At 69.8% G+C, this 23,136-nt stretch carries 22 protein-coding genes and 1 riboswitch; of the genes, 10 read left to right on the forward strand and 12 right to left on the reverse strand.

Features of this window, described 5'->3' with window-relative positions; genetic code table 11:
• Positions 1-157 precede the first annotated feature (157 nt).
• Both dnaB and SCNRRL3882_RS20705 read left to right on the forward strand, forming a co-directional pair.
• The gene (gene dnaB, locus SCNRRL3882_RS20700) at positions 158-1,639 is read left to right on the forward strand and encodes a replicative DNA helicase (protein ID WP_010032782.1); all 1,482 of its coding nucleotides are present in this window, start codon (positions 158-160) and stop codon (positions 1,637-1,639) included.
• Positions 1,640-1,721: 82 nt separating this feature from the next.
• Positions 1,722-3,107 (forward strand): serine hydrolase domain-containing protein, encoded by a 1,386-nt coding sequence (locus tag SCNRRL3882_RS20705; RefSeq protein WP_029180684.1) that lies wholly within the window; start codon positions 1,722-1,724, stop codon positions 3,105-3,107.
• 58 nt (positions 3,108-3,165) lie between these two features.
• Here SCNRRL3882_RS20705 and SCNRRL3882_RS20710 read toward each other — a convergent pair whose 3' ends face one another.
• Entirely contained in the window at positions 3,166-3,618 is a 453-nt protein-coding gene (locus SCNRRL3882_RS20710; protein WP_010032787.1) for a GNAT family N-acetyltransferase, read from the reverse strand.
• Between the two features lie 40 nt (positions 3,619-3,658).
• Entirely contained in the window at positions 3,659-4,123 is a 465-nt protein-coding gene (locus SCNRRL3882_RS20715; protein ID WP_010032788.1) for a MarR family winged helix-turn-helix transcriptional regulator, read from the reverse strand.
• A gap of 143 nt (positions 4,124-4,266) precedes the next feature.
• Between SCNRRL3882_RS20715 and SCNRRL3882_RS20720 the strand changes: the two genes are divergently transcribed.
• Positions 4,267-5,475, forward strand: a complete 1,209-nt coding sequence (locus tag SCNRRL3882_RS20720) for an MFS transporter (RefSeq protein ID WP_010032791.1) — start codon at positions 4,267-4,269, stop codon at positions 5,473-5,475.
• Positions 5,476-5,554: 79 nt separating this feature from the next.
• Positions 5,555-5,977, forward strand: coding sequence for a GlcG/HbpS family heme-binding protein (locus SCNRRL3882_RS20725; protein WP_010032792.1), 423 nt, complete (start codon positions 5,555-5,557; stop codon positions 5,975-5,977).
• 72 nt (positions 5,978-6,049) lie between these two features.
• Here the strand turns inward: SCNRRL3882_RS20725 and SCNRRL3882_RS20730 are convergent, their stop codons facing one another.
• Positions 6,050-6,916, reverse strand: coding sequence for a GNAT family N-acetyltransferase (locus SCNRRL3882_RS20730; RefSeq protein ID WP_029180685.1), 867 nt, complete (start codon positions 6,914-6,916; stop codon positions 6,050-6,052).
• A 557-nt stretch (positions 6,917-7,473) separates the two neighbouring features.
• Between SCNRRL3882_RS20730 and SCNRRL3882_RS20735 the strand changes: the two genes are divergently transcribed.
• A complete protein-coding gene (locus SCNRRL3882_RS20735) occupies positions 7,474-9,054 on the forward strand; it encodes a globin domain-containing protein (RefSeq protein WP_418952363.1) in 1,581 nt (526 codons plus the stop codon).
• 13 nt (positions 9,055-9,067) lie between these two features.
• On the opposite strand, the gene SCNRRL3882_RS20740 is transcribed toward SCNRRL3882_RS20735, so the two are convergent.
• From SCNRRL3882_RS20740 to SCNRRL3882_RS20760, 5 genes are all read right to left on the reverse strand, one after another.
• Positions 9,068-9,550, reverse strand: coding sequence for an NUDIX domain-containing protein (locus tag SCNRRL3882_RS20740; RefSeq protein WP_010032803.1), 483 nt, complete (start codon positions 9,548-9,550; stop codon positions 9,068-9,070).
• A gap of 133 nt (positions 9,551-9,683) precedes the next feature.
• On the reverse strand, positions 9,684-10,589 hold the full coding sequence (locus SCNRRL3882_RS20745; RefSeq protein ID WP_010032810.1) for a LysR family transcriptional regulator: 906 nt from the start codon (positions 10,587-10,589) through the stop codon (positions 9,684-9,686).
• Between the two features lie 197 nt (positions 10,590-10,786).
• The gene (locus SCNRRL3882_RS20750) at positions 10,787-12,010 is read right to left on the reverse strand and encodes a cystathionine gamma-lyase (protein ID WP_231911153.1); all 1,224 of its coding nucleotides are present in this window, start codon (positions 12,008-12,010) and stop codon (positions 10,787-10,789) included.
• The gene (locus tag SCNRRL3882_RS20755) at positions 12,007-12,498 is read right to left on the reverse strand and encodes a low molecular weight protein-tyrosine-phosphatase (protein WP_010032817.1); all 492 of its coding nucleotides are present in this window, start codon (positions 12,496-12,498) and stop codon (positions 12,007-12,009) included. Before SCNRRL3882_RS20755 ends, SCNRRL3882_RS20750 begins: the two co-directional genes overlap by 4 nt.
• 6 nt (positions 12,499-12,504) lie before the next feature.
• The gene (locus tag SCNRRL3882_RS20760; RefSeq protein ID WP_010032821.1) at positions 12,505-12,882 is read right to left on the reverse strand and encodes a phage holin family protein; all 378 of its coding nucleotides are present in this window, start codon (positions 12,880-12,882) and stop codon (positions 12,505-12,507) included.
• 60 nt (positions 12,883-12,942) lie between these two features.
• Between SCNRRL3882_RS20760 and SCNRRL3882_RS20765 the strand changes: the two genes are divergently transcribed.
• The 4 genes from SCNRRL3882_RS20765 to SCNRRL3882_RS20780 all read left to right on the forward strand — a co-directional run bounded on the left by SCNRRL3882_RS20765 (position 12,943) and on the right by SCNRRL3882_RS20780 (position 15,226).
• Positions 12,943-13,260 carry a cupin domain-containing protein gene (locus SCNRRL3882_RS20765; RefSeq protein ID WP_010032823.1) on the forward strand — a complete coding sequence of 106 codons (318 nt, stop codon included), beginning with the start codon at positions 12,943-12,945 and terminating at the stop codon, positions 13,258-13,260.
• A gap of 164 nt (positions 13,261-13,424) precedes the next feature.
• The gene (locus tag SCNRRL3882_RS20770; protein ID WP_010032826.1) at positions 13,425-13,637 is read left to right on the forward strand and encodes a DUF5326 family protein; all 213 of its coding nucleotides are present in this window, start codon (positions 13,425-13,427) and stop codon (positions 13,635-13,637) included.
• A gap of 329 nt (positions 13,638-13,966) precedes the next feature.
• Complete coding sequence (locus SCNRRL3882_RS20775) at positions 13,967-14,692, forward strand: IclR family transcriptional regulator (RefSeq protein WP_324604434.1); 726 nt, start codon at positions 13,967-13,969, stop codon at positions 14,690-14,692.
• A gap of 99 nt (positions 14,693-14,791) precedes the next feature.
• Positions 14,792-15,226, forward strand: a complete 435-nt coding sequence (locus SCNRRL3882_RS20780; protein WP_010032831.1) for an SsgA family sporulation/cell division regulator — start codon at positions 14,792-14,794, stop codon at positions 15,224-15,226.
• 102 nt (positions 15,227-15,328) lie between these two features.
• Here SCNRRL3882_RS20780 and SCNRRL3882_RS20785 read toward each other — a convergent pair whose 3' ends face one another.
• Positions 15,329-17,077 carry a YibE/F family protein gene (locus tag SCNRRL3882_RS20785; RefSeq protein ID WP_078602708.1) on the reverse strand — a complete coding sequence of 583 codons (1,749 nt, stop codon included), beginning with the start codon at positions 17,075-17,077 and terminating at the stop codon, positions 15,329-15,331.
• Positions 17,078-17,149: 72 nt separating this feature from the next.
• Positions 17,150-17,339, forward strand: a riboswitch (TPP riboswitch).
• Between SCNRRL3882_RS20785 and thiC the strand changes: the two genes are divergently transcribed.
• Positions 17,332-19,116, forward strand: a complete 1,785-nt coding sequence (gene thiC, locus SCNRRL3882_RS20790; RefSeq protein ID WP_010032836.1) for a phosphomethylpyrimidine synthase ThiC — start codon at positions 17,332-17,334, stop codon at positions 19,114-19,116. It overlaps the preceding riboswitch by 8 nt.
• A gap of 90 nt (positions 19,117-19,206) precedes the next feature.
• Here thiC and SCNRRL3882_RS20795 read toward each other — a convergent pair whose 3' ends face one another.
• From SCNRRL3882_RS20795 to SCNRRL3882_RS20805, 3 genes are all read right to left on the reverse strand, one after another.
• Positions 19,207-20,073, reverse strand: coding sequence for a membrane protein (locus tag SCNRRL3882_RS20795; protein WP_010032838.1), 867 nt, complete (start codon positions 20,071-20,073; stop codon positions 19,207-19,209).
• Between the two features lie 183 nt (positions 20,074-20,256).
• Positions 20,257-21,348, reverse strand: coding sequence for a metallophosphoesterase (locus SCNRRL3882_RS20800; protein ID WP_010032840.1), 1,092 nt, complete (start codon positions 21,346-21,348; stop codon positions 20,257-20,259).
• 280 nt (positions 21,349-21,628) lie between these two features.
• On the reverse strand, positions 21,629-22,741 hold the full coding sequence (locus tag SCNRRL3882_RS20805) for a LacI family DNA-binding transcriptional regulator (RefSeq protein ID WP_078602709.1): 1,113 nt from the start codon (positions 22,739-22,741) through the stop codon (positions 21,629-21,631).
• Positions 22,742-23,136 lie beyond the last annotated feature (395 nt).

The raw sequence follows: 23,136 nt of genomic DNA on the forward strand, positions 1-23,136 counted from the left end.
CCTAACGTGGTCCGGCGCCCGCTCCGTCTGCCGGTTTTCAAAATGTCACAAAACCGGCGTTGGTCAACCGGAGTTGGGCGTCTCATTTGTCAGTGCCGTGCCGTAGAAAAGAGGGGCACGGCGAGGTCTGCTGCGGCGGACGGGAGGAGGTGGCTCGGTGAGCATTTCCGAGCCCTTGGACGACCCGTGGGCCGACAGCGGTCCCAGTGATCGTCTGCCCGCCTCCCGCCGACGTGGCGACGGAGCCCGTGGCCGCGACGAACAACACGAGCGCGGCAGGGACAACGGGGCCTGGGACGGCGGCGCCGCCCCGACGTTCGAGCGGGTACCGCCGCAGGACATCGAGGCCGAGCAGTCCGTCCTCGGCGGCATGCTGCTCTCCAAGGACGCCATCGCCGACGTCGTCGAGATCCTCAAGGGCCACGACTTCTACAAGCCGGCCCACGAGACGATCTACCAGGCCGTCCTCGACGTCTACGCCAAGGGCGAGCCGGCCGACCCCATCACGATCGCCGCCGAGCTCACCAAGCGCGGCGAGATCAACAAGGTCGGCGGGGCCTCGTATCTGCACACCCTCGTCCAGACGGTGCCCACGGCCGCCAACGCGGCCTACTACGCGGAGATCGTCCACGAGCGGGCCGTGCTGCGCCGCCTGGTCGAGGCGGGTACGCGCATCACGCAGATGGGATACGCGGCCGACGACGACGTCGACGAGATCGTCAACCGCGCCCAGGCGGAGGTCTACGCGGTCACCGAGCAGCGCACCAGCGAGGACTACCTGCCGCTCGGCGACATCATGGAGGGCGCGCTCGACGAGATCGAGGCGATCGGCTCGCGCAGCGGTGAGATGACCGGCGTGCCCACGGGGTTCACGGACTTCGACTCGCTCACCAACGGGTTGCACCCGGGCCAGATGATCGTCATCGCCGCGCGTCCCGCCATGGGTAAGTCGACGCTCGCGCTGGACTTCGCGCGGGCCGCCTCGATCAAGAACAACCTGCCGAGCGTGATCTTCTCGCTCGAAATGGGACGCAACGAGATCGCGATGCGTCTGCTGTCCGCCGAGGCGCGAGTCGCCCTGCACCACATGCGGTCCGGCACGATGACGGACGAGGACTGGACGCGCCTGGCCCGGCGGATGCCGGACGTCTCGGCCGCCCCGCTCTACATCGACGACTCCCCGAACCTGTCGATGATGGAGATCCGCGCCAAGTGCCGCCGCCTCAAGCAGCGCAACGATCTCCGGCTGGTGGTCATCGACTACCTCCAGCTGATGCAGTCCGGCGGTTCCAAGCGGGCCGAGAGCCGTCAGCAGGAGGTCTCGGACATGTCCCGTAACCTCAAGCTGCTGGCCAAGGAGCTGGAGATCCCGGTCATTGCGCTCTCCCAGCTGAACCGTGGTCCCGAGCAGCGCACGGACAAGAAGCCGATGGTCTCCGACCTGCGTGAGTCGGGTTCCATCGAGCAGGACGCCGACATGGTCATCCTGCTGCACCGCGAGGACGCCTACGAGAAGGAGTCACCGCGCGCGGGCGAGGCCGACCTGATCGTGGCCAAGCACCGAAACGGTCCGACGGCGACGATCACGGTCGCCTTCCAGGGTCACTACTCGCGGTTCGTGGACATGGCGCAGACCTGATCCGGTGCCGACGCAGACCTGAATCGGTGGCGACGGCGAAATGAGGTCGACTCGGTCGTGCCCGGCCAGGTGGACTTGGCCCATGACGACACCTCAGGAAGAGCTGCTTCCAGCAACGAGTCGTGCGCTGCTGCACCGGATCGCCGTGGCACAGGCCGAGGGGCGGGCGCCGTCGCTGGTCGCGTCCGTCGTCCGGGACGGCCGGGCGGTGTGGCACGGTGCCCGCACATCGGTGGACGGGCAAGTGCCCGACGAGAACGTCCAGTACCGCATCGGCTCGATCACCAAGACCTTCACCGCCGTTCTCGTGATGCGCCTGCGGGACGAGGGGCTGCTCGGGCTCGGGGATCCACTGGAGAAGTTCGTGCCGGGTACCGGCGCGGGGGAGGCGACCATCGCCGAACTGCTCGCGCACACGGGCGGGCTGGCGGCCGAATCGCCCGGCCCATGGTGGGAACGCACGCCCGGATCCCTGCGGCCGGAACTGTCCGACGTGCTCGGTGAGCAGCCCCTTCTGCACCCCGTCGGCCGACGGCACCATTACTCGAACCCCGGCTACACGTTGCTGGGCGCACTCGTGGAGGAGCTGCGGGGGATCTCCTGGGAGGAGGCACTACGGCGTGAAGTGCTCGAACCACTGGGGCTCGACCGGACAACCGTGCGACCGCAGGCCCCGCACGCGGGTGGCTGGGCCGTGCATCCCTGGGCCGATGTTCTGCTGCCCGAGCCCGCCGAGGACCTCGGTCGTATGGCACCCGCCGGTCAACTCTGGTCGACCACGGCAGACCTGGCCCGTTTCGCGGCCTTCCTGGTGAAGGGCGACGAGAGGGTGCTGAGTGCAGAGTCCGTGTGCGAGATGCGGACTCCGGCGGCGCCGGCGGAAGCGGTGGACGTGATGTCCGGTGACGCCTACGGCCTCGGCATGCAGATCCAGCGTCGGCACGGTCGGCTGCTCGTGGGGCACAGCGGATCCCTGCCGGGCTTCCTGGCGAGTGTGAGCATCAGCGTCGAGGACGACGTAGCGGCGGTCGTCCTGGCCAACTGCACCTCAGGCCCACTGGTCTCCGGCGTCGCCGCCGATCTCGTCCGTATCGTCGCAGAGGCGGAGCCACGCATCCCCGACGCCTGGATTCCGATGCGTGCGGTCGATCCGTCGGTGCTGGAGCTGACGGGGCAGTGGTACTGGGGGACGTACGCCTTCGCCCTGCGGCTCACGGCCGACGGGCTCGCCTCGCTGGAGCCGCTTTCCGGCAACGGGCGGCGCTCGCGGTTCCGTCCGAACGGCGACGGCACCTGGACCGGGCTGGAGGGCTACTACGCCGGGGAGCTGCTGAAGGCCGTACGGCGCCCCGACGGGTCCGTGAGCCATCTGGACCTCGGCTCGTTCGTGTTCACGCGGCAGCCGTACGACGAGGCGGCCCCGGTGCCCGGTGGGGTCGACCCTGAGGGGTGGCGCGGCATCGGATAGGCGGTGACATGACTGGGCGCCCTGTTTCACGTGAAACAGGGCGCCCACGCGCATCCGGTCACAGCGGGAGCTTGAAGCCCGTGTGGGAGGCCGTGAAGCCGAGTCGCTCGTAGAAGCGGTGGGCGTCGGTGCGGGTCTTGTCGGAGGTCAGCTGGACCAACTGGCAGCCCTGATGCCGGGATTCGTCGATCGCCCACTCGATGAGCCGTGTTCCCAGGCCGCTGCCGCGCTCCTCGGCGTGGACGCGTACGCCCTCGATGATCGACCTGGTCGCACCGCGACGGGACAGCCCCGGAACGATCGTGAGCTGGAGCGTGCCGACGACGCGGCCTTCCCGGACCGCCACGACCAGGCGCTGATTCCGGTCGGCGCTGAGCCGTTCCAGCGCGGCCAGGTACGGGGTGAGGTCGTCGGGTGACTCGCGCTGTGCGCCCAGGGGGTCGTCCGCGAGCATGGCGACGATCGCCGGCACGTCGTCCGCGACGGCAGCACGTATCTCAAGATCTCCCATGACCGCACCCTACGCAGAGACGCCCGGTGCGGAGTCCGGCTTATGCGGGCACCGGAGTCTTCAGAGTCTCCACGACCCGGACCAGCGGGGCCAGTTCGGGATTCTTCGCCGCCTCGTCGAGGGCCTCGCGCAGCGCGGCGTCGTTGGTCGGCCGGGCCTCTTCGAGCAGCTTGAGGCCCGCCTCGGTGACGTTCGTGTAGATGCCCCGGCGGTCGGTGGGGCAGAGGTAGCGCTCCAGGAGTCCGCGGTCCTCGAGCCGGGTGACCAGACGCGTGGTGGCGCTCTGGCTGAGGACGACGGCGTCGGCGACCTGCTTCATCTGGAGATGCCCTCCGTCCCCGTCGTGCTGCCGGCTGAGCACGTCAAGCAGGGAGTACTCGCGCACGCTCAGGTCGTGCTTGGCCTGCAGGGCGCGCTCGATGTGGGCCTCGATCCTCCCGTGCAGGAGGGAGAGGGCGCACCAGCTCTGGGCGAGAGCGGTGAGCGCGGGGTCCGTCGCTGTCATTGGCGTTTCCTCCGTCCCGGAGCGGCTGACCTCCAGGATAGAGCAGGAGCGCAATTGACGGCGGTTGCATATATCCCGCGTCTGCAATTATTGTGGGCGCACGCAAAGCGCTCCTGCAATCGTCTGGGAAGGTGTACCCCTCCATGCCTCTCGCGCTTCTGGCCCTCGCGATCGGGGCCTTCGGAATCGGAACGACCGAGTTCGTGATCATGGGCTTGCTGCCCGAGGTCGCGGGCGACTACGGGGTCTCCATTCCCACCGCCGGGTACCTGGTGACCGGCTACGCGCTCGGGGTCATGTTCGGCGCCCCGCTGATGACCGTGGTGGGCACCAGGATCTCCCGCAAGCGGATGCTGATGTTGCTGATGGGCCTGTTCATCGCCGGCAACCTGATCTCGGCACTCGCTCCCGCCTTCTCCGTCATGCTGATCGGCCGGATCGTCGCCTCGCTGGCCCACGGCGCCTTCTTCGGCATCGGCTCGGTCGTCGCGGCCGACCTCGTCGCCCCGGACAAGAAGGCCGGAGCCATCGCGATGATGTTCACCGGTCTGACCGTCGCCAACGTCGTCGGCGTCCCGCTGGGCACCCTCGTCGGGCAGTCCGTCGGCTGGCGGGTGACCTTCGGTATCGTCGCCGCCCTCGGGGCCGTCGGCCTGGCCGGCATCGCCCGGCTCGTCCCCGACATGCCCAAGCCGGAGGGAGTGCGCCTGCGGCACGAGCTCGCCGCCTTCAAGAACGTGCAGGTACTGCTCGCGATGGCGATGACCGTACTCGGCTTCGGCGGCGTCTTCGCGGCCATCACCTACATCGCTCCGATGATGACGCACACCGCGGGCTTCGCCGACGGCTCCGTCACCTGGCTGCTGGTCCTCTTCGGCCTCGGCATGGTCGGTGGCAACCTCGTGGGCGGCAAGTTCGCCGACCGCGCCCTGATGCCCATGCTGTACGTGTCCCTCGGTGCCCTGGCCGTCGTCCTGGCGCTGTTCACCCTCACCGCGCACGACAAGCTGCTGTCGGCCGTCACGATCGCCCTGATCGGCGCGCTGGGCTTCGCCACCGTCCCGCCGCTCCAGAAGCGGGTCCTTGACCAGGCGCACGGTGCCCCCACGCTGGCCTCCGCCGTGAACATCGGCGCCTTCAACCTCGGCAACGCTCTGTCCGCCTGGCTCGGCGGCCTCGTGATCGCGGCGGGCTTCGGCTACACCGCCCCCAACTGGGTCGGTGCCGCCCTGGCCGGGGGAGCCCTGGTCCTGGCCTTCCTCTCGGCCGCACTGGAACGCCGTACCGGTGCTCCCAGCACCGTCGTCACGGGATCCGCGCCGACCGAGCAGCGGACCGCCGCCCATCACTGAGCCACCGGGTCGGCCAGGCTCACCGCCTTCTCCGACCCGGACCAGCATGATCAGCGAATTTTCCTAGGAGAACTCCCCCATGAGCACCACCACCGCGGTCGCGCCGCTGACCACCCAGGACGCCGACGTCCTCGTCACCGCCGCCCGGCGTGCCGCCGAGGCAGCAGGTGTCACCGTCAGCGTCACCGTCCTGGACGCCGGCGGCCATCTGCTCGCCTTCCGGCGTGACGACCGTGCCGTGCTGATCTCCGGCGAGACCAGCACCCGCAAGGCCTACACGGCTCTCCAACTGAACGCGCCCACCGCCGACCTCGTCGACGCCGTGCAGCCCGGAGGCCTCTTCCACACTCTGCCCACCGCGCTCGACCGGCCGCTGTTGTTCATCGCCGGCGGCGTGCCGGTGCACCGTGACGGCCGGCTGATCGGGGCGATCGGTGTCGGCGGCGGTGCGCCGGAGCAGGATCACGCCTTCGCCACGACCGCCCTGAAGGCCCTCGCCTGACCGGGCCCTTCAGCGAGGCGACGCCGGTTCCCCGAAACTCAGGGGGGCCGGCGTCGTCGTATCGGGGGCTCGTCAGCCCGCCGCGACCGTGACCGGGGCGAACCGACGGCTCCAGTCCCCGGGCAGCTCGGTGATCCCGTAGGTCATCACCGAGTTGAAGGCGGCGGACGCCAAGCCCCGCTCCTTCGCCCACGCGAGCAGCTCTGTGTGCCGTACGTCGATGTCGGTGCGCAGGGGACGGTCGATGTGGGCGGCGAGGGAGGCGATGAGGGCCTGGGCGACCGACGTGTCACGTGCGATGAGCGGACCGATGACATGGGTGTCCATGTTGGGCCAGGCGGCCGCGTATCCGATGATCCCCCCGTCCTCCTCCGCCACGCGCAACTGGTCGGCGAAGGCCGGCAGTCGGGTGACGATGTGGGTGCGGTCGGTCCCGAACGCCTGCTCGTCGAGCCGGAGGATCGCAGACAGGTCCTCGGCGGTCGCGGCACGGGTGGCGACCGCCGGCTGCGGCCCGCCAGGAGTGAAACGCCCGCACACCATCTCCGCCCGCCCGGTGACCTTGAAGCCGAGTTCCTCGTAGAGGGGTCGGCCGTACGGCGTCGCATGCAGGGTGAGGGGCGTGGGGCCCATCGCGGAGATGACGTGGCGCATCAGCCGACGTCCCACGCCGTGCCGGGTGTGCCGTTCGGCGACGAGGACCATGCCGATCGCCGCGAGGGCGGGGCGCTCCTGCGGTCCGTACTCGGTAACGACACAGGCGCTCACGAGGCCGCCGTCGGGGTCGTCGATGCCGTAGCCCTTCCCGGCCGTGAGGAGGAAGCCCCACTTGTGCTCCTCCCGTGGCCACCCCCGGTCCTCGGACAAGTCGGCGCAGGCGGCGAGATCGCGGAGCGTCAGACGGCGGATGGGCAAAGAGGCAAGGGAAGGAGTCGGCACGCAGGTCAGGCTGTCCGACCGAAGCCCCTGACGTCCACCTCTTTCCCTGGACACATACGAGCTTTTGGCCAGTTGTAGCCGACTGAACAGAGCACGGACAGACGCCGGACGTTTCACGTGAAACACCGGCGCGGCGCCCGGTATTGACCGCGCTCTGGCAGTTCGCGCCGTGCCCTCATTCGTGACGGGGCAAGGGGGGACTTGTGTGCGCAGCGGTGGCCGGTAGGGTCGACTCCGGTTCATGTCCGGGGCGGCTGACCCGTTCTGAGTGGGCCGCGTACAGGGCAATGCAGCCTAACGGGACGGAGAGATCGAAAACCCGCGTTTCCGGATATGCGACTGAGCCGCCCAGGCGAGTGGGAAGCTCGGGTGGGAGTACTGCGGCCAATGTCACACTCTTGCCTTACTTGTCCGTACAGAGCTGGAACACGGGTTGAATGTGGCCGCATTGGCCGCGACACCGGATGGGAACGCCGTCCGTCCACGGGGGAAAGCAGGCACCTTCCGACTGGGGAAGTGCGCAGACCGACCGAAAGATGCTCGAGGCGAGGCACACCATGGACGCTCCGACCACCACGTCGGCCGACAACGGCACTTCTGGCGGCGGGGGCGACTGGTTCACGCCCCGCAACAAGCCGACGTCGACGCCGGACAACGAGCCCGGGACGGCGGAGGGCCGTCGACCTGCGGTGATACGCCCAGTGGGTCGGCAGACGGCCGACCCGGAAGCGCCGACAGACGGCGCGGCGGCCCCGCCCGCCTCGACGACAGACAGCGCGAACACCGGTGTACCGGACCAGGAGCGCGGATCCCCTGAGGCGATAGCCGGGCCCGCCTCCATGCCCCCACCCACCGCCTCCTCGCCCGCGGCCTCGTCACCACGACCCGCGCCCACGCCGGTCACACCGGCCCCGGCGCCCTTCGCCTCCGCCACGGCTCCTCCCGCCGAGCCGCGTGTCCCCGCCCAGCGGCCCGCACCTGTGTCGTCCCCAGGGCCGGCCCGCTCAGCCCCGGACACGGAAGCGTCCCCCGACGCCGTCCTCATCCGCCGCGCGATGGCAGAGATCACGCCCGTGGCCGACAAGGTCACCTCGTACTTCTACGCCCTGCTCTTCGTCCGCCACCCCGACCTGCGCTCGCTCTTCCCGGCCGCGATGGACACCCAGCGGGACCGGCTGCTCAGGGCGCTGCTCACGGCCGCCGAGCACATCGACAACACCGATGTCCTGGTCGACTACCTCCAGAACCTCGGCCGGGGCCACCGGAAGTACGGAACGCGGGCCGAGCACTACCCGGCCGTCGGCGAATGCCTGATCGGCGCGCTCAGCAAGTACGCCGCCGGGGTCTGGGACGCGGAGATGGAAGCGGCCTGGGTGCGGACGTACACCACGATCTCCCAGGTCATGATCGACGCGGCGGCCGCCGACGAACTGCGTGCTCCGGCCTGGTGGTACGCCGAGATCGTCACCCACGACCTCAGGACCCCGGACGTCGCGGTCGTCACCGTCCGCCCCGACCAGCCCTACCCCTTCCTCGCCGGGCAGTACACGAGCCTGGAGACCCCGTGGTGGCCCCGGATTTGGCGGCACTACTCCTTCGCCTCGGCACCCCGCTCCGACGGCCTGCTGTCGTTCCACGTGAAGGCCGTCCCGGCGGGCTGGGTCTCCAACGCCCTGGTGCACCGCGCCCGCCCCGGTGACATCGTCAGGCTCGGCCCGCCCGCCGGTTCCATGACCGTGGACCACACCACCGACAGCGGACTGCTCTGCCTGGGCGGCGGCACCGGTATAGCGCCCATCAAGGCGCTGGTCGAGGACGTCGCCGAGCACGGGGAACGCCGGCCGGTCGAGGTCTTCTACGGCGCCCGTACCGACCATGATCTGTACGACATCGACACCATGCTCCGCCTCCAGCAGAGCCACCCCTGGCTCTCGGTCCGCGCGATCATCGACCAGCAGGCGCACCAGCAGCTTCCGGACGCGGTACGTGCCTTCGGGCCGTGGAACGAGTACGACGCCTATCTGTCGGGCCCGCCGGGGATGATCCGCAGTGGTGTGGACGCCCTGCGGGACATCGGCATCCCGTCGGAGCGCATACGGCACGACTCCGTGGAGGAACTGGTCGCGGCCGGTTCCTGATCCGCCGCCGGTATCAGCCCAGGTCGGGGGCGTGCATGGCGCGCACGCCCTCGATGTTGCCGTCCAGGTAGTGCCGCAGCGAGAGCGGCACGAGGTGAACGGAGGCGATGCCCACCCGGGTGAAGGGCACACGCACGATCTCGTACTCGCCGACGGGTTCGTCCACCTCGGGGCCGTGGCGGAGGGAGGGATCCATGGACTCCAGGCGGCAGACGAAGAAGTGCTGCACTTTCACACCCGTCGCGCCGCCGTCCTCCCCGATGTGCTCCACGGTGTCCACGAAGCAGGGCACGACGTCGGTGATCTTCGCGCCGAGCTCCTCGTACACCTCGCGGTGCAGGGCATCGACAACGGTCGGGTCGTCGGGCTCGACCCCGCCGCCGGGAGTGAGCCAGTAGGGATCCATGCCCGGCTTGGTGCGCTTGATCAGGATCAGGTCGTCCCCGTCCAGCAGAACGGCACGGGCGGTGCGCTTGACCACGGGTCGGACGGTCATGGGTGAAATGTGGCCCGGCTGGTTCCACGTGAAACATCGCGAAAAGTCACCGGTCGAGCTCCCAGAGTGAGGCGCTGTCCGGGCAGCCGGCATGCGCGCCCGCGCAACCCGTCACCCGCGCCCGGGGGCCTCCTCAGCACCAGTCGGCCGCCGCCCGCTGCAACCACTCGTGGGCCCGGGCGATGTGGGGCATCGCGAGCGTCCCGGTGCGCACCACCAGGAAGTACGTGCGCAGCGGCGGCACCGCCGGCTCATGCAGGGCGACGACGTCACCCCGCTCCAACGCGGCCACGCACAGATAGCGGGGCAGCACCGCCAGGCCCGCGCCCGCGATCGCGCACGCCAGAACCGCACGCAGGTCGGGGACGACGACAGTGCCCGGGGCGGCTGGGCGCGAGTCGAAGACGGAGGCCCAGTAGCGGGAGACGAACGGCAGCGACTCGTGCACCTCGACGACGGGCACCTGCTCCAGGGCCGGTTCCGGCTTGCGGTCGGGCTGCCCGGCACCGATCTGTTCGGCCCAGCGCGGGGCGGCGACGAGGACGTGCTCCTCGTCGCAGAGCGCAGTCGCCGTGAGCAGGGCACCGCGCGGACGGGCCGTGCTGATGGCCAGATCATGGTGCCCGGCGGAAAGCCCTTCCAGCGTTTCCTCGACATTCCCGAAGGAGGCGCGCAGAGCGAAGCCCTGGCCGTCCTCTCCGGTCAGCTCCGTGAGGGCGGGCAGGGCTCGTTCGGCGGTGAACTCCGGGGGTCCGGCGAGGTGCAGCGTCCGTAAGGAGGAGTCGTCGTCGAGGCCGGTCTCGGCTATCTCCACCAAGGCGTCCAGATGCGGGGCGGCCTTGTGGGCGAGTTCGTCGCCGATGCTGGTCGGAGTCACGCCGCGGGCCTGCCGCAGGAACAGGGGGCGGCCCAGCTGCCGTTCCAGCGTGCGAATCTGCGAGGTGACGGCCGGCTGGGAGAGGCCGAGCAGGGCGGCGGCGCGGGTGAAGGAGCCGGCCCGGTGCACGGTCACGAAGGTCCGCAGCAAGGCCAGATCCACCGTGCGCCCTCCCCTCTTCGGCCCCGCTCCCGGCCCCCGACCGCGCCCAACTATAAATAAGTCGATAGGTCTCTGTCGCTACTGTGATTGGACACTGACAGAGAGTCAACTAGCCTTGGTCGCGCGGTTCTTGCGCGCGGAACCGGGGGACGGTCCGAGCCACGAGGGGGGAGGCTCGGACCGTCCGTGGGGGATGGTCAGGCTGCCGACGCGTCCAGCGCGCGCAGCACATCGGCCACCAGGTCCTCGGGGTCCTCAGCGCCGACCGACAGGCGGATGAAGCCCTCAGGCACCGCGTCGCCGCCCCAGCGTCCACGCCGTTCGGCCGTGGACCGCACTCCGCCGAAGCTCGTCGCGTCGTCCACGAGCCGCAGGGCGTCGAGAAAACGCTCGGCACGCGCGCGCGTGGGCAGCGAGAACGACACCACGCAGCCGTAGCGCCGCATCTGCCGCGCGGCGATCTTGTGGGCGGGGTCGTCGGGAAGTCCGGGGTAGCGCAGCCCGGTCACCTCGGGCCGCTCGCGCAGCGCCTCGGCGACCGCCAGGGCCGTCGCGCTCTGCCGGTCGACCCGCATCTGGAGCGTCGCGATCGAACGGTGCGCCAGCCAGGCCTCCATCGGCCCGGGAATCGCACCGACGATCTTGCGCCACCGGCGTACGGCGGCCATGGCCTCGGGGTTCCGGCCGACGACGTAGCCCAGGAGGATGTCGCCGTGACCGGTGAGCTGCTTGGTGCCGCTGGCCACCGCGAAGTCGGCGCCGAGCTCCAGAGGGCGCTGGCCGAGCGGCGTCGCCAGGGTGTTGTCGACGGCCACCAGGGCGCCACGCGCGTGCGCCGCCTTTGCGAGCCGCCTGATGTCGCACACGTCGAGGCCGGGGTTCGACGGAGTCTCGATCCACAGCAGCTTCGCGCCGTCGAGGACGCCGAGCTGGGCGTCACCGCCGGTAGGCGCGGTGCGCACCTCGATGCCGTACGCCTCCAGCTGGGCGCGCACCAGGGGCAGTGCCTGGTAGCCGTCGTCGGGCAGGACGCACACGTCTCCGGCGCGCAGCTGGGAGAAGAGCACCGCCGAGATCGCGGCCATACCGGAGGCGAACACGAGCGTCTCGACGCCGTCCTGGCCGGGTGCTTCCAGCTCGCCGACGGCGCGTTCCAGCAGCGTCCAGGTCGGGTTCTCGTCGCGGCCGTAGGCGTAGGGGCCGGTGGGCTCGCCCGGCAGGTGGTAGTGGGCGGCGAAGACCGGTCCGGGCAGGGTCGGCTCGTACTTGGCCGGCTCGGGCAGCCCGGCCCGCACCGCGCGCGTGCCGTCACCGGCGCCGGCGGTCACCTGGTCCAGGTCGCGCGCCACTCGGCCCGTGGCATCCGCCCGCCCGGCGTCGCCTGCCACCCGATGCGCGTCACCCGTCGCGGAATCGCTCATGCAGCCTGTCCCTCCACGTCCTCACGTACCGCGGCGAGCAGACCGGCGCTCGCCGCCTCCACCATCTCAAGGCACTCCTCGAAGCCCTCGGCTCCCCCGTAGTAGGGGTCCGGTACGTCGAGGTCATCGCCTGCGGCGGGGTCGTACGAACGCAGCAGACGCACCTTCTGCGCGTCCTGTTCCGTGGGCGCGAGGCGGCGCAGCGCCCTGAGGTGGCCGGAGTCGAGGGCGACGACCAGGTCGAGGCGGGAGAACCACGACGGCTGGAACTGCCGGGCCGTGTGGCCGCCGGCGTAGCCGTTCTCCTCCAGGACGGCCACCGTGCGCGGGTCGGCGCCGTCGCCCTCGTGCCAGCCGCCCGTGCCGGCACTGTCGACCTCCACCAGGCCGTCGAGACCGGCCTCCGCCACGCGCGCGCGGAAGACGATCTCGGCCATCGGGGAACGGCAGATGTTGCCCGTGCAGACGAAGCAGACGCGGTACGTCATGCGCGCTCAGTCCTTGTCGGGCAGGACGACGTGCAGCGCCCAGGAGACGACGGAGATGATCAGGCCGCCCAGGACGGCCGTCCAGAAGCCCTCGACGTGGAAGCTGAGATCGAGCTGGTCGGCCAGCCACGAGGTGAGCAGCAGCATCAGCGCGTTGACGACCAGGGTGAACAGGCCGAGCGTCAGAATCAGCAGCGGGAGGCTGAGGAGCTTGACGACCGGCTTGACCAGGAAGTTCACCAGGCCGAAGATCAGCGCGACGATTATCAGGGTGCCGGCCTTCTTGCCCGTGCTGTCACCGGTCAGGGTGATCTTGTCGAGCAGCCATACGGCGACCGCCAGGGCACCCGCGTTGGCGATCGTCTTGACTACGAAATTCATCATGTGTCTGATCGTGGCAGACCTGATCGGACATGGGGACACGAGGCAGGGGCGGACAAGACGATGAAGGCATTCCGGCTGGACGAACTGGAGGCGGAGCGCGCCGCCAACGAGGGCGCCTACCTGCAGTTTCTGCGGGAGCAGAACATGTCGGTCGGCCTGTACGCCCTCGATGCGGGCGACCAGGATCCACAGAAGCCGCACAATCAGGACGAGGTCTACTTCGTTGTGAGCGGCCGTGCCGCGATCACCGTCGGACTGGAGACGACGCAGGTGGCGCGCGGGAGCGTGATCTACGTCCCGGCCGGTGTCGCGCACAAGTTCCACCACATCACCGAGGACCTGAGGGTGCTGGTGGTCTTCTCTCCGCCCGAGAGCTGACGAGCCGCCTCAGGGTTCCCTAGGGGATCGGTCAGGGGAGGACAAGGGATGCGAGGCACCCGCAGGGCCCCCTCCCGGACCTAGCATCGAGTGCAGGACATCAGGATCCGAAGAGAGCGACAGGACCCGGCACTCGAACGGGTGGAGAGGTAAGGACGAGGGCGATGCGAGAGATCTTCACGGGACTGCCGTGGTGGGTGAAGTGGATCGCGGTGCCGGTCATCGCCCTGGTCGTGTTCGGCGGGCTGATCGCCAGCGTGGTCGGTTTCGTCATCGGACTGCTCTTCAAGGTGCTGGTCTTCGTGGCCCTGGTGGGCGGACTGATCTACGTCGTACGGAAGTTCACGGCGAGCTCCTCGTCGCGCAGCGACTGGTGAGACCGGTGGGAAACCGGTGGGGGTAGCGGGAAACACCGGGAGCCGCCGGTTCGCTCGGCCGGGGGAAGTTTCCGTTCCGGGCCGTCTGCGTGCGGTGGCAGACGAATAGAGTCCGGAACTCGACGCGGGGACATCCCCGCGAGCGGCGTACACCCCCACCCGTGTCCATCGGCACGGTCTGCCCCCTCGCGCTTCGGGAGTGACCCTTGGCCCCGGCTGACACCGCACCTGTCCACCTGCACACCGTCCCCGCGCAACCGCGTTCGACGCCCTGCTCCGAGCAACCGCCTCCCGCCACGCCGCCCCCTCCGGCGACCCTCATCGGGTCCGTGCAGCGCGCGATGCGCCTGCTGGAGACCGTCGCCGCGCACGAGTACGGCGCCCCCGCCAAGCAACTGGCCCGGGAGACCGGGCTGGCCCTGCCCACGACCTACCACCTGCTGCGCACGCTCGTGCACGAGGGCTATCTGAGCCGGGACAAGGGCCTGTTCTTTCTCGGTGACGCCGCCGAGCGGCTGAGCAGCAGCGGGGCACGGCAGAAACGTCGCAGCACGATCGTCGACGCACTCGCGCACTGGCGGGACGTGCTCGGCGTCCCCGTGTACTACGCGGTGTACCGCGAGGGCGAGATCGAGGTCATGTGCGTCTCCGACACCCCGGGCAATCCCGCGGTCGAGGAGTGGGCCGACTTCCGGGAGACCGGGCACGCGCACGCCATCGGGCAGTGCCTGCTGTCCCAACTGGACGAGGAGGCCCGCCGGGACCACCTCGACCGCTATCCCGTGCAGGCCCTCACGCCGTACACCGTGCGGGACAACCACAGCCTGCTGCGCCGCCTGGAACGGGTGCGGCGGATGGAACCGGTGATCGAGCGTCAGGAGTACGCCCTGGGCGCCGTCTGCGCGGCGATCCCGCTCACCCTCGGCACCACGGCCGCCACGATGGCCATCTCCCTGCCCGCCCACCAGGAGCACCGGCTGCTCCCGGCGGCCCGGCAGTTGCAGAGCGAGGTCGGGAGTCTGCTCGGGTCGCTCGCGCTCTCTATCAGTATGTGAAAACTCACTCCTTGTGATCTGCTGTGTACGTTCAGCAAGATTCCACCAAGTGTCAGAGGTTCGTTCCCGGCCAGTCCACGGCGAATGACGGGGTTAGCGATGCGCGAGTCCGTACAGGCAGAGGTCATGATGAGCTTTCTCGTGTCCGAGGAGCTCTCCTTCCGCATTCCGGTGGAGCTGCGCTATGAGACCAGTGATCCCTATGCCGTCAGGCTGACCTTCCACCTGCCCGGTGATGCCCCGGTGACGTGGGCTTTCGGCCGGGAGTTGCTGATCGACGGGGTCGGCCGGCCGTGCGGGGAGGGCGATGTGCGGGTCACGCCCGTCGACCCGGACTCGCTGGGCGAGGTGCTGATCCGGCTTCAGGTGGGCAGTGACCAGGCGCTGTTCCGGTCGTCGACGGCACCGCTGGTCGCCTTCCTCGATCGCACCGACAAGTTGGTGCCGCTGGGCCAGGAGGGGTCGCTCGCCGACTTCGACGCCCATCTCGACGAGGCCCTGGACCGCATCCTCGCGGAACAAGGCGCCGGCTGAGGCATCCGTCGGGCGGCACGGTGGAGTAACGCTTCACCGGATGCCGCCGAGCTGTGCAGGAACGCTTCTCTGTGCGGCGGGGGCTTCGGAGTTCGAGAGGCGTCAGCGCTTGCGGCGCCGGCCCCTCCCCCCGCGTGCCGGGGCCGCGACCGCCTCCGCGGCCGGCTGCGCTCCCGAGCGGTCCGCCGAGACCACCAGTGCCGCCAGCGCCGTGGTGACCGGCACCGAGGCGACCAGGCCGATCGAACCGACCAGCGTGCGCACGATCTCCTCCGCGACCAGCTCGCTGTTGGCGACCGTCCCGACACCGCTCTGCGCGATGGAGAACAGCAGGAGCAGCGGCAGCGCGGCACCCGCGTACGCGAGGACGAGCGTGTTGACGACCGAGGCGATGTGGTCGCGGCCGATCCGGATCCCCGCGCGGTACAGGCCCCGCCAGCCCATGGACGGGTTGGCCTCGTGCAGCTCCCACACCGCCGACGTCTGTGTGACCGTCACGTCGTCGAGCACGCCGAGCGATCCGATGATGACGCCGGCGAGCAGCAGACCACTCATGTCGATCGTCGGGTAGAGCCCGTGGATCAGACCGGTGTTGTCGTCGGTGTTGCCGGTGAGCGCGGCCCAGTCGATGAACAGCGAGCCGAGAACGCCGATCAGCAGCAGCGAGACGAGGGTGCCGAGCACCGCCACGGAGGTCCGGGCGGACAGGCCGTGACACAGATACAGGGCGATGAGCATGATGGCGCTCGCGCCCACCACCGCCACGAGCAGCGGGTTCGAGCCCTGAAGGATCGCGGGCAGGATGAAGAAGTTCAGCACCAGGAAGCTGATGGCCAGTGCGACCAGGGCCATGACACCCCGCAGTCGCCCGACGACCACGACGGCGAGGGCGAAGATGCCGGCGAGCAGCGCCATGGGCAGGCGGCGGTTGATGTCGGTGACCGAGTACTGGAGGTCCTTCGGCGCGGAGGGCTCGTAGGCGACCACGACCTTCTGGCCCTCGTGCAACTGGCGGGACTGGTCCGGCTGGACGATCTCGGTGAAGGTACGGCCCTTGTCCTTGCCGCTGTCGACCCGGATCGTCGCCCGCTTGCAGGTCCCCTTCTCCTGCTGCACAGCGGAGGAACCCTCGGCGGTGGAGGTGTCGCCGGTCGGCGGGACGCCCGAGGCGCCGGCCTCCTTGCAGCTCACCGCCACGACCTTGGTGACCGAGGCCTGCTGCGTCTGCCGGTCGAAGCCGACGCCGGTGCGCTCGTGCGGCGGGGCCCCGCCCGGCCACAGCACGGCGAGACCGACCAGCACGGCAGCGGCGAACGGGATCAGGACCGCCGCGATGACCTTGCGCAGGTGCATCGAGACCGGCGTGGCAGGGCCGTGGCTGTGACTGTGCCCGTGCCCGCCGCCCGGGGCGGAGCCGGGTCCGTTTCCGTGACCGTGCCCGTCGCCGCCGCCGTGGCCGTTGCGCCCACCGTGCCCATGGCCGCCGCCGGGGCCGTGGCCTTCGCCGTACCCGTCGTCTCCGCCGCGCCCGTGGCCTCCGCCGGGCCTGTCGCCTTGTCCGTGCTCGTGCCCGTACCCGTTGCCTCCGCCGGGTCGGTCGCTTTCCCTGGGGCCGGGGCCGGAATCGTGCCAGCTGCCGGAGCCGGCCCCATACGTACCGGCCGGACCGGCCGCACCGGCACCCTGCCCGCTGCCGGGACCTGGCCTGTGCCCCTGCGTCTGCCCCCGGGCAGGCCCGAACCCGCCCCCGGCGGCGAAATCGTGCTCGCGCCCACGGCCGTTGCCGTTGCCGGCGCCGGACCCGCGGGGCGGTTCGGGCGGTGGGTAAGGAGGACGCTGCGTCGTGGTCACCGACCGATCATCGCAAGAACGAGGGGGGCCCTCTGTTCACCGCGCCAGAATTGCCGCTAGCGTGGAGGCACCTTTTGTACACGCGGGAGCTCGGAGCACCGGGCTGAGAGGGCGCTGACCTCCGTCCCAGCGATGTTTCACATGAAACATCACCGAAGTCGAGTGATGTTTCACACGGAACGTCGGCAGACGGAAGCCGCTGCGTCGACCGCCGAACCTGTTACCGGGTAATGCCGGCGTAGGGAGTAGGTCTCATGACCAACAAGGACGCACGCACGCCTGCCTCCGTTCAGGACGAACAGTCCGAGGAGGCCGGGAAGTCCATCGGCTGGCACAAGGCGTACGTCGAGGGCAGCCGCCCCGACCTGCGGGTGCCGGTCCGACAGGTGCATCTCACCAACGGCCAGTCGGTCACGCTGTACGACACGTCGGGCCCGTACACCGATCCGCTCGTCGACACGGACGTCCGCAGGGGCCTGTCGCCACTGCGCGAGAACTGGATCATCGCCCGTGGCGACACCGAGGAGTACGCCGGCCGGCCCGTCCGACCCGAGGACGACGGCATCAAGCACACCTCGCCACGCGGTGGCCTCCGCAACCTCGACGCCGTCTTCCCCGGTCGGCCGCGCCAACCGCGCCGCAGCAGGGACGGCAAGGCGGTCACGCAGCTCGCGTACGCCCGCCGCGGCGAGATCACGCCCGAGATGGAGTACGTGGCCATTCGGGAGAACGTCTCGCCCGAGGTGGTCCGCGACGAGATCGCGGCCGGCCGGGCGGTGCTGCCGGCCAACGTCAACCACCCGGAGATCGAGCCGATGATCATCGGCAAGCGGTTCCTGGTGAAGGTCAACGCCAACATCGGCAACTCGGCGGTGACGTCCTCCATCGAGGAGGAGGTCGAGAAGATGACCTGGGCGACCCGCTGGGGCGCCGACACGGTCATGGACCTGTCCACCGGCCGCAACATCCACACCACGCGCGAGTGGGTGCTGCGCAACTCCCCCGTGCCCATCGGCACCGTGCCGCTCTACCAGGCCCTGGAGAAGGTCGACGGCAAGGCCGAGGAACTGACCTGGGACATCTACAAGGACACGGTCATCGAACAGGCCGAGCAGGGCGTGGACTACATGACGGTCCACGCGGGCGTGCGCCTGCCGTACGTGCCGCTGACGGCCAACCGCAAGACCGGCATCGTCTCGCGCGGTGGCTCGATCATGGCCGCCTGGTGCCTCGCGCACCACAAGGAGTCGTTCCTGTACGAGAACTTCGAGGAACTCTGCGAGATCCTCGCCGCGTACGACGTCACATACTCTCTCGGAGACGGTCTGCGGCCGGGCTCGATCGCGGACGCCAACGACGAGGCGCAGTTCGCGGAACTCCGGACTCTCGGGGAACTCAACCGGATCGCGAAGCGTTTCAACGTACAGACCATGATCGAAGGCCCGGGCCACGTCCCGATGCACAAGATCAAGGAGAACATCGACCTTCAGCAGGAGATCTGCGATGAAGCTCCGTTCTATACGCTCGGCCCGCTGACCACGGACGTCGCGCCGGCGTACGACCACATCACCTCCGGCATCGGCGCCGCGATGATCGCCTGGTGGGGCACGGCCATGCTGTGTTACGTCACGCCCAAGGAGCACTTGGGCCTGCCGAACCGAGACGACGTCAAGACCGGCGTCATCACCTACAAGATCGCCGCCCACGCAGCGGATCTCGCCAAGGGACACCCGGGCGCCCAGGAGTGGGACGACGCGCTGTCCGACGCCCGTTTCGAGTTCCGGTGGGAGGACCAGTTCAATCTCGCCCTCGACCCGGACACGGCACGGGAGTTCCACGACGAGACCCTGCCGGCGGAGCCCGCCAAGACGGCTCACTTCTGCTCGATGTGCGGTCCCAAGTTCTGCAGCATGAAGATCTCGCAGGACATCCGCCGTGAACACGGCGGCACCAAGGCCGAGATCGAGGACGGCATGGCCCAGAAGTCGAAGGAGTTCGCGGCGAGCGGGAACCGCGTGTACCTGCCCATCGCGGAATGATCCGCCCGCACACAGGCCGAGGGCCGGGGACCGGTGGTCCCTGGTCCCCTGGCCCGCGGGAGAGGCCCGGTCCGGGGCACTGCCCGACGGCTACTCCGGCTGGTGTTCCGGCCCTCCGAAGTCCGGGCTCGTGTAGTCCGGGCTGCTGAAGCTCGGCCGCGAGCCGCGGTCGCCGTCGTCCGGGCTGGTGAAACCCGGGCGGTCGTAGCCGAGATGCGGGATGCGGCTGACCGGCGTGGACGGGGCGGTGTGGTGCAGCGCGGCGGCCGCGTTCGGATCGACGAGGGCCTCCCGGAGGAAGGGCACGATGCCGCGTTCCAGCAGGGCCTCGCGCCAGGCCTCCCTGGCCCGGTCCACCTCCCCCTGTGCTTCGCCGTGCGGGCCGCCTTCGGCCGTCGGCTTGTTGCGCAGGGCGGTGATCAGCAGTCCCACCGCGGCGACGAGGATCGCGACCGCTGTCACGGCGCCGAACACCCAGCCCGTGGTGAGCATGGTCCGGGCGAACGTCTGCTCGGGGTTGAGCATCTGAAGGATGTAGCCGACGAGCAGGAAGATCGCCGCGGCGGTGCCGGCCAGGACGGGAGCGAGGACGGCGACGACGGCGACGGCGCCCGCGCCGGCGGTCTCGGCGACCTCGCCCATGGTGGCGGCGAGGCCCGCCGCACCCGTGTCCGGCTCGGAGGAGCCGGTCGCGCGCACGGCCGGTTGGCTGGACGGCGCCGGCTGCCGCTGTTCCTCGCGGACCTTGACGTAGTGCTGGTATTCGGTCGACGCGGCCGCCGTGATGAGCGCGGTGGCGTTCAGCGCCATGGTGCGCAGTTGCTCGGGGTTGAGCCGCTGTCCGACAGCGGCCAGTTCCGGACGGTGTGGTGCGGAGCGCAGCGCCTCATCGAGGATCCGCTCGTATTCCTGGCGGTCCTCGCTCAGCAGGTGCTGCGGAACGCTGTTCATGTGCATCCCCCGATGCTCCGTAGGGCTTGGGGCTCGGCATGCTGACGAGCCGTCGGGCAGAAACGGAGGGGAGCCTGCTACGGATAAGCCGATGGTAGAGCCGTGAAGGTGGGCGGTGACAGGGGGTTTACCGAAATTGGCCCCTCAGCGGTCCGGTCCTGTGACGGGAAACGCCTGCCCGGTGAACGTTCACGTATCCAGCGGCAGTTGCTGGACCAGCAGCTTTCCGGCCATGGTCACGCCGCCGTCCATGGCGATGGCGAGTCCGTCGGCGTAGACGTGCGGCCCCTCGACCACGGGGTCGTTGCTGTCCTCGTCGTCCTCGGAGCCGACCTCGCCCAGCAGATACGGAATCGGGCTGTGACCGTGAACGATGCGGGTGCCCCCGTACGTATCGAGCAGGGAGCGCACGGCGTCCGCGCCGCCCTCGTCACGGAAGGAGAACCGCTTGGTGAACTTGCGGAACAGGTCCCAGACCTCGTCCGCGTCGTTGCGCGTGAGCGTCTCGCGGACGGTGTCGTTGACCTCTTCGATGGAGCGGCCGTAGTCGAGGTAGGCGGTGGTGTCGGAGTGGACGAGCAGGTGGCCGTCGACTTCCTCGACGGCGTCCAGACGGGCCATCCACTGCAGGTGGTGGTCCTGGAGACGGTCCATGTCGGTCTTCTGGCCGCCGTTGAGCAGCCAGGCCGCCTGGAAAGTGGCGGTGCCCGCACCGGAGTTGACGGGAGTGTCGCCGAACCGCTTGGCGCCGAGCAGCAGCAGCTCGTGGTTGCCCATGAGCGCCTTGCAGTAACCGCCGGCCGCGGCGGCCTCGGCGGACAGCCGCATCACCAGGTCGATGACGCCGATGCCGTCGGGCCCGCGGTCGGTGAAGTCGCCGAGGAACCACAGCCGGGCGGTGCCCGCGCACCAGTGGCCGTCGGCGTCGAGGAGGCCCTTCTCCTGGAGGGCCGCCACCAGCTGGTCGAGGTAGCCGTGCACATCGCCCACGACGTAGAGCGGGCCCTGCCCGGTGTCGGCCTGCGGCGCTGCGACGGCCTCGGGGTCGACGGTCACCTGGACGGTGTCGCCCCGGTGGATCACGGGCAGATCGCGCTCGGTCGGCGTGTACCCCTCCGGGTAGGTCTCCTCGGGCGGCGGGGCGACCTCGCCGGGGTGGGCGCTGTGGACGTACGGACCGGTCTCGTGGACGTACGCGGGCACCCGGAAGTCGCGCAGCGTCGCCGTCCGCTCCACCTCGGGTCCCTGACCGGCCCCCTGAGTCATCGACCCCTCCACCATCGCGCCGCATCTGCACCGCATCGGACTGCCTGGTCGTAGCGGCCCGTGGGTGTCGTGGGCCCATCATAGGAATGCGGATCGCGCCATGTGATGACCCAGGGGTGGTGAATCAGAGCAAGAGTCCAGTTCACCGCGGCTTTCGCCCCGATTGAGCCGGGCTTTGACCACCGTGTGACCATCCTCGCTTTCCTTCTCTTCGCGAGAACGATCCCTTCTCTCCGGGGGACCGGCCCCGTTTCTCCCCAGGAAGGCGATCGTCCCTTTACCCGGGTGTACCGGCCTACGTCTCCTCGGGTGACCGCGGCGGGCTGACCGTCGTGCGCGGCGGGCGCCGCTGGGACGACGTGCGCACGATCAGCTCCGTCGGTATCACCTGCTCCACCGGACGGTCCGATTCCACTCCCTCGATGGCGTCGATGAGGAGCTGCACGACCGCCGTGCCGATCCGGCGCGGTTTGAGAGAGAGCGTCGTGATGGACGGCTCGGTGTTGGCGTACACGGTGGACTCGCTGCAACAGACCAGCAGCAGGTCGTCCGGTACGCGCAGGCCGTAGCGCCGGGCGGCGGCGAGCAGGTCGGTGCCGTTCGGGTCGAACAGCCCGTAGACCGCGTCCGGCCGGTCGGGTCGGGCGAGCAGCCGGTCGGCGGCGACGGCGCCCGCGCATGGATCGTGCGCCGGGTAGGCCTCGTACACCGGATCCTGGCCGACGCGCTCGCACCAGCGCAGGTACGCGGTGGTCGACAGGTGGGTGTACGTGTCGGTCGTCGTGCCGGTCAGCAGGCCGATGCGGCGGGCGCCGGCGGCGGCCAGGTGGTCGAGGATGCCGAGGACGGCGGCCTCGTGGTCGTTGTCGACCCAGGCCGTGACCGGCAGCGAGCCGGCCGGGCGGCCGTCGGAGACGACCGGCAGGCCCTGCCGCACGAGTTCGCTGACGACCGGGTCCTGGTCGGAGGGGTCGATGACGACCGTGCCGTCCAGGGCGACGTTCGACCACACGTCGTGGCGGGAGGTCGCGGGAAGGATGACGAGGGCGTAGCCGCGGGCGAGCGCCGCTGAGGTGGCGGCCCGCGCCATCTCGGCGAAGTACGCGAACTCGGTGAAGGTGAAAGGTTCATCCCCGTACGTGGTCACGGTCAGGCCGATGAGTCCCGACTTGCCGGTACGGAGGGTCCGGGCGGCGGCCGAGGGCCGGTAGCCCAGCCGGTCGGCGACCTCACGGACATGGCGCCGGGTGGCGTCCGGGAGCCGGCCCTTGCCGTTGAGGGCGTCGGAGACGGTCGTGATGGAGACTCCGGCGGCGGCGGCCACGTCTCTGATACCCGCCCGGCCCGGCCGACTGCCTCGACGTGAGGTTTCCGCGCGGCTCACCTGGTGCTTCCCTGCTGCTGTCATGGCGAGCCGATAGTAGGGCTCATGCGGTGGGGTAGTGCGGACGCATATGCGCGCGTTGACAGGTACGTTTCTGCATGATCATTGAGCTTCAATTGCCTTGGAAACCAAGGGCGTTGAGCGCTCCCATGCCAGTACGTGACGTGGCGGCCCGCACGGGCCTGCCAAGTGGCCGATGTTGCGAAGAGGTCTCAACTCACCTGCACGGGGGATGCGCGCCACGGCGTGCACTACCGGCGCGTAGATATATGTGCGGCGCGCCCCTGCATTCGTACGCCTTCGTACGGCGATGCCCCTGATGCCGCTGTGGCGCACGAGGCCGGCGCTCGTCGCGCCGTCGTGGCTATACGCAGCGGCGCCGAATCCTCATAAGGTGAGGAGTATTGGATGTCGGCGGC

The sequence above is a fragment of the Streptomyces chartreusis NRRL 3882 genome (genome assembly GCF_900236475.1).
Classification (GTDB): domain Bacteria; phylum Actinomycetota; class Actinomycetes; order Streptomycetales; family Streptomycetaceae; genus Streptomyces; species Streptomyces chartreusis_D.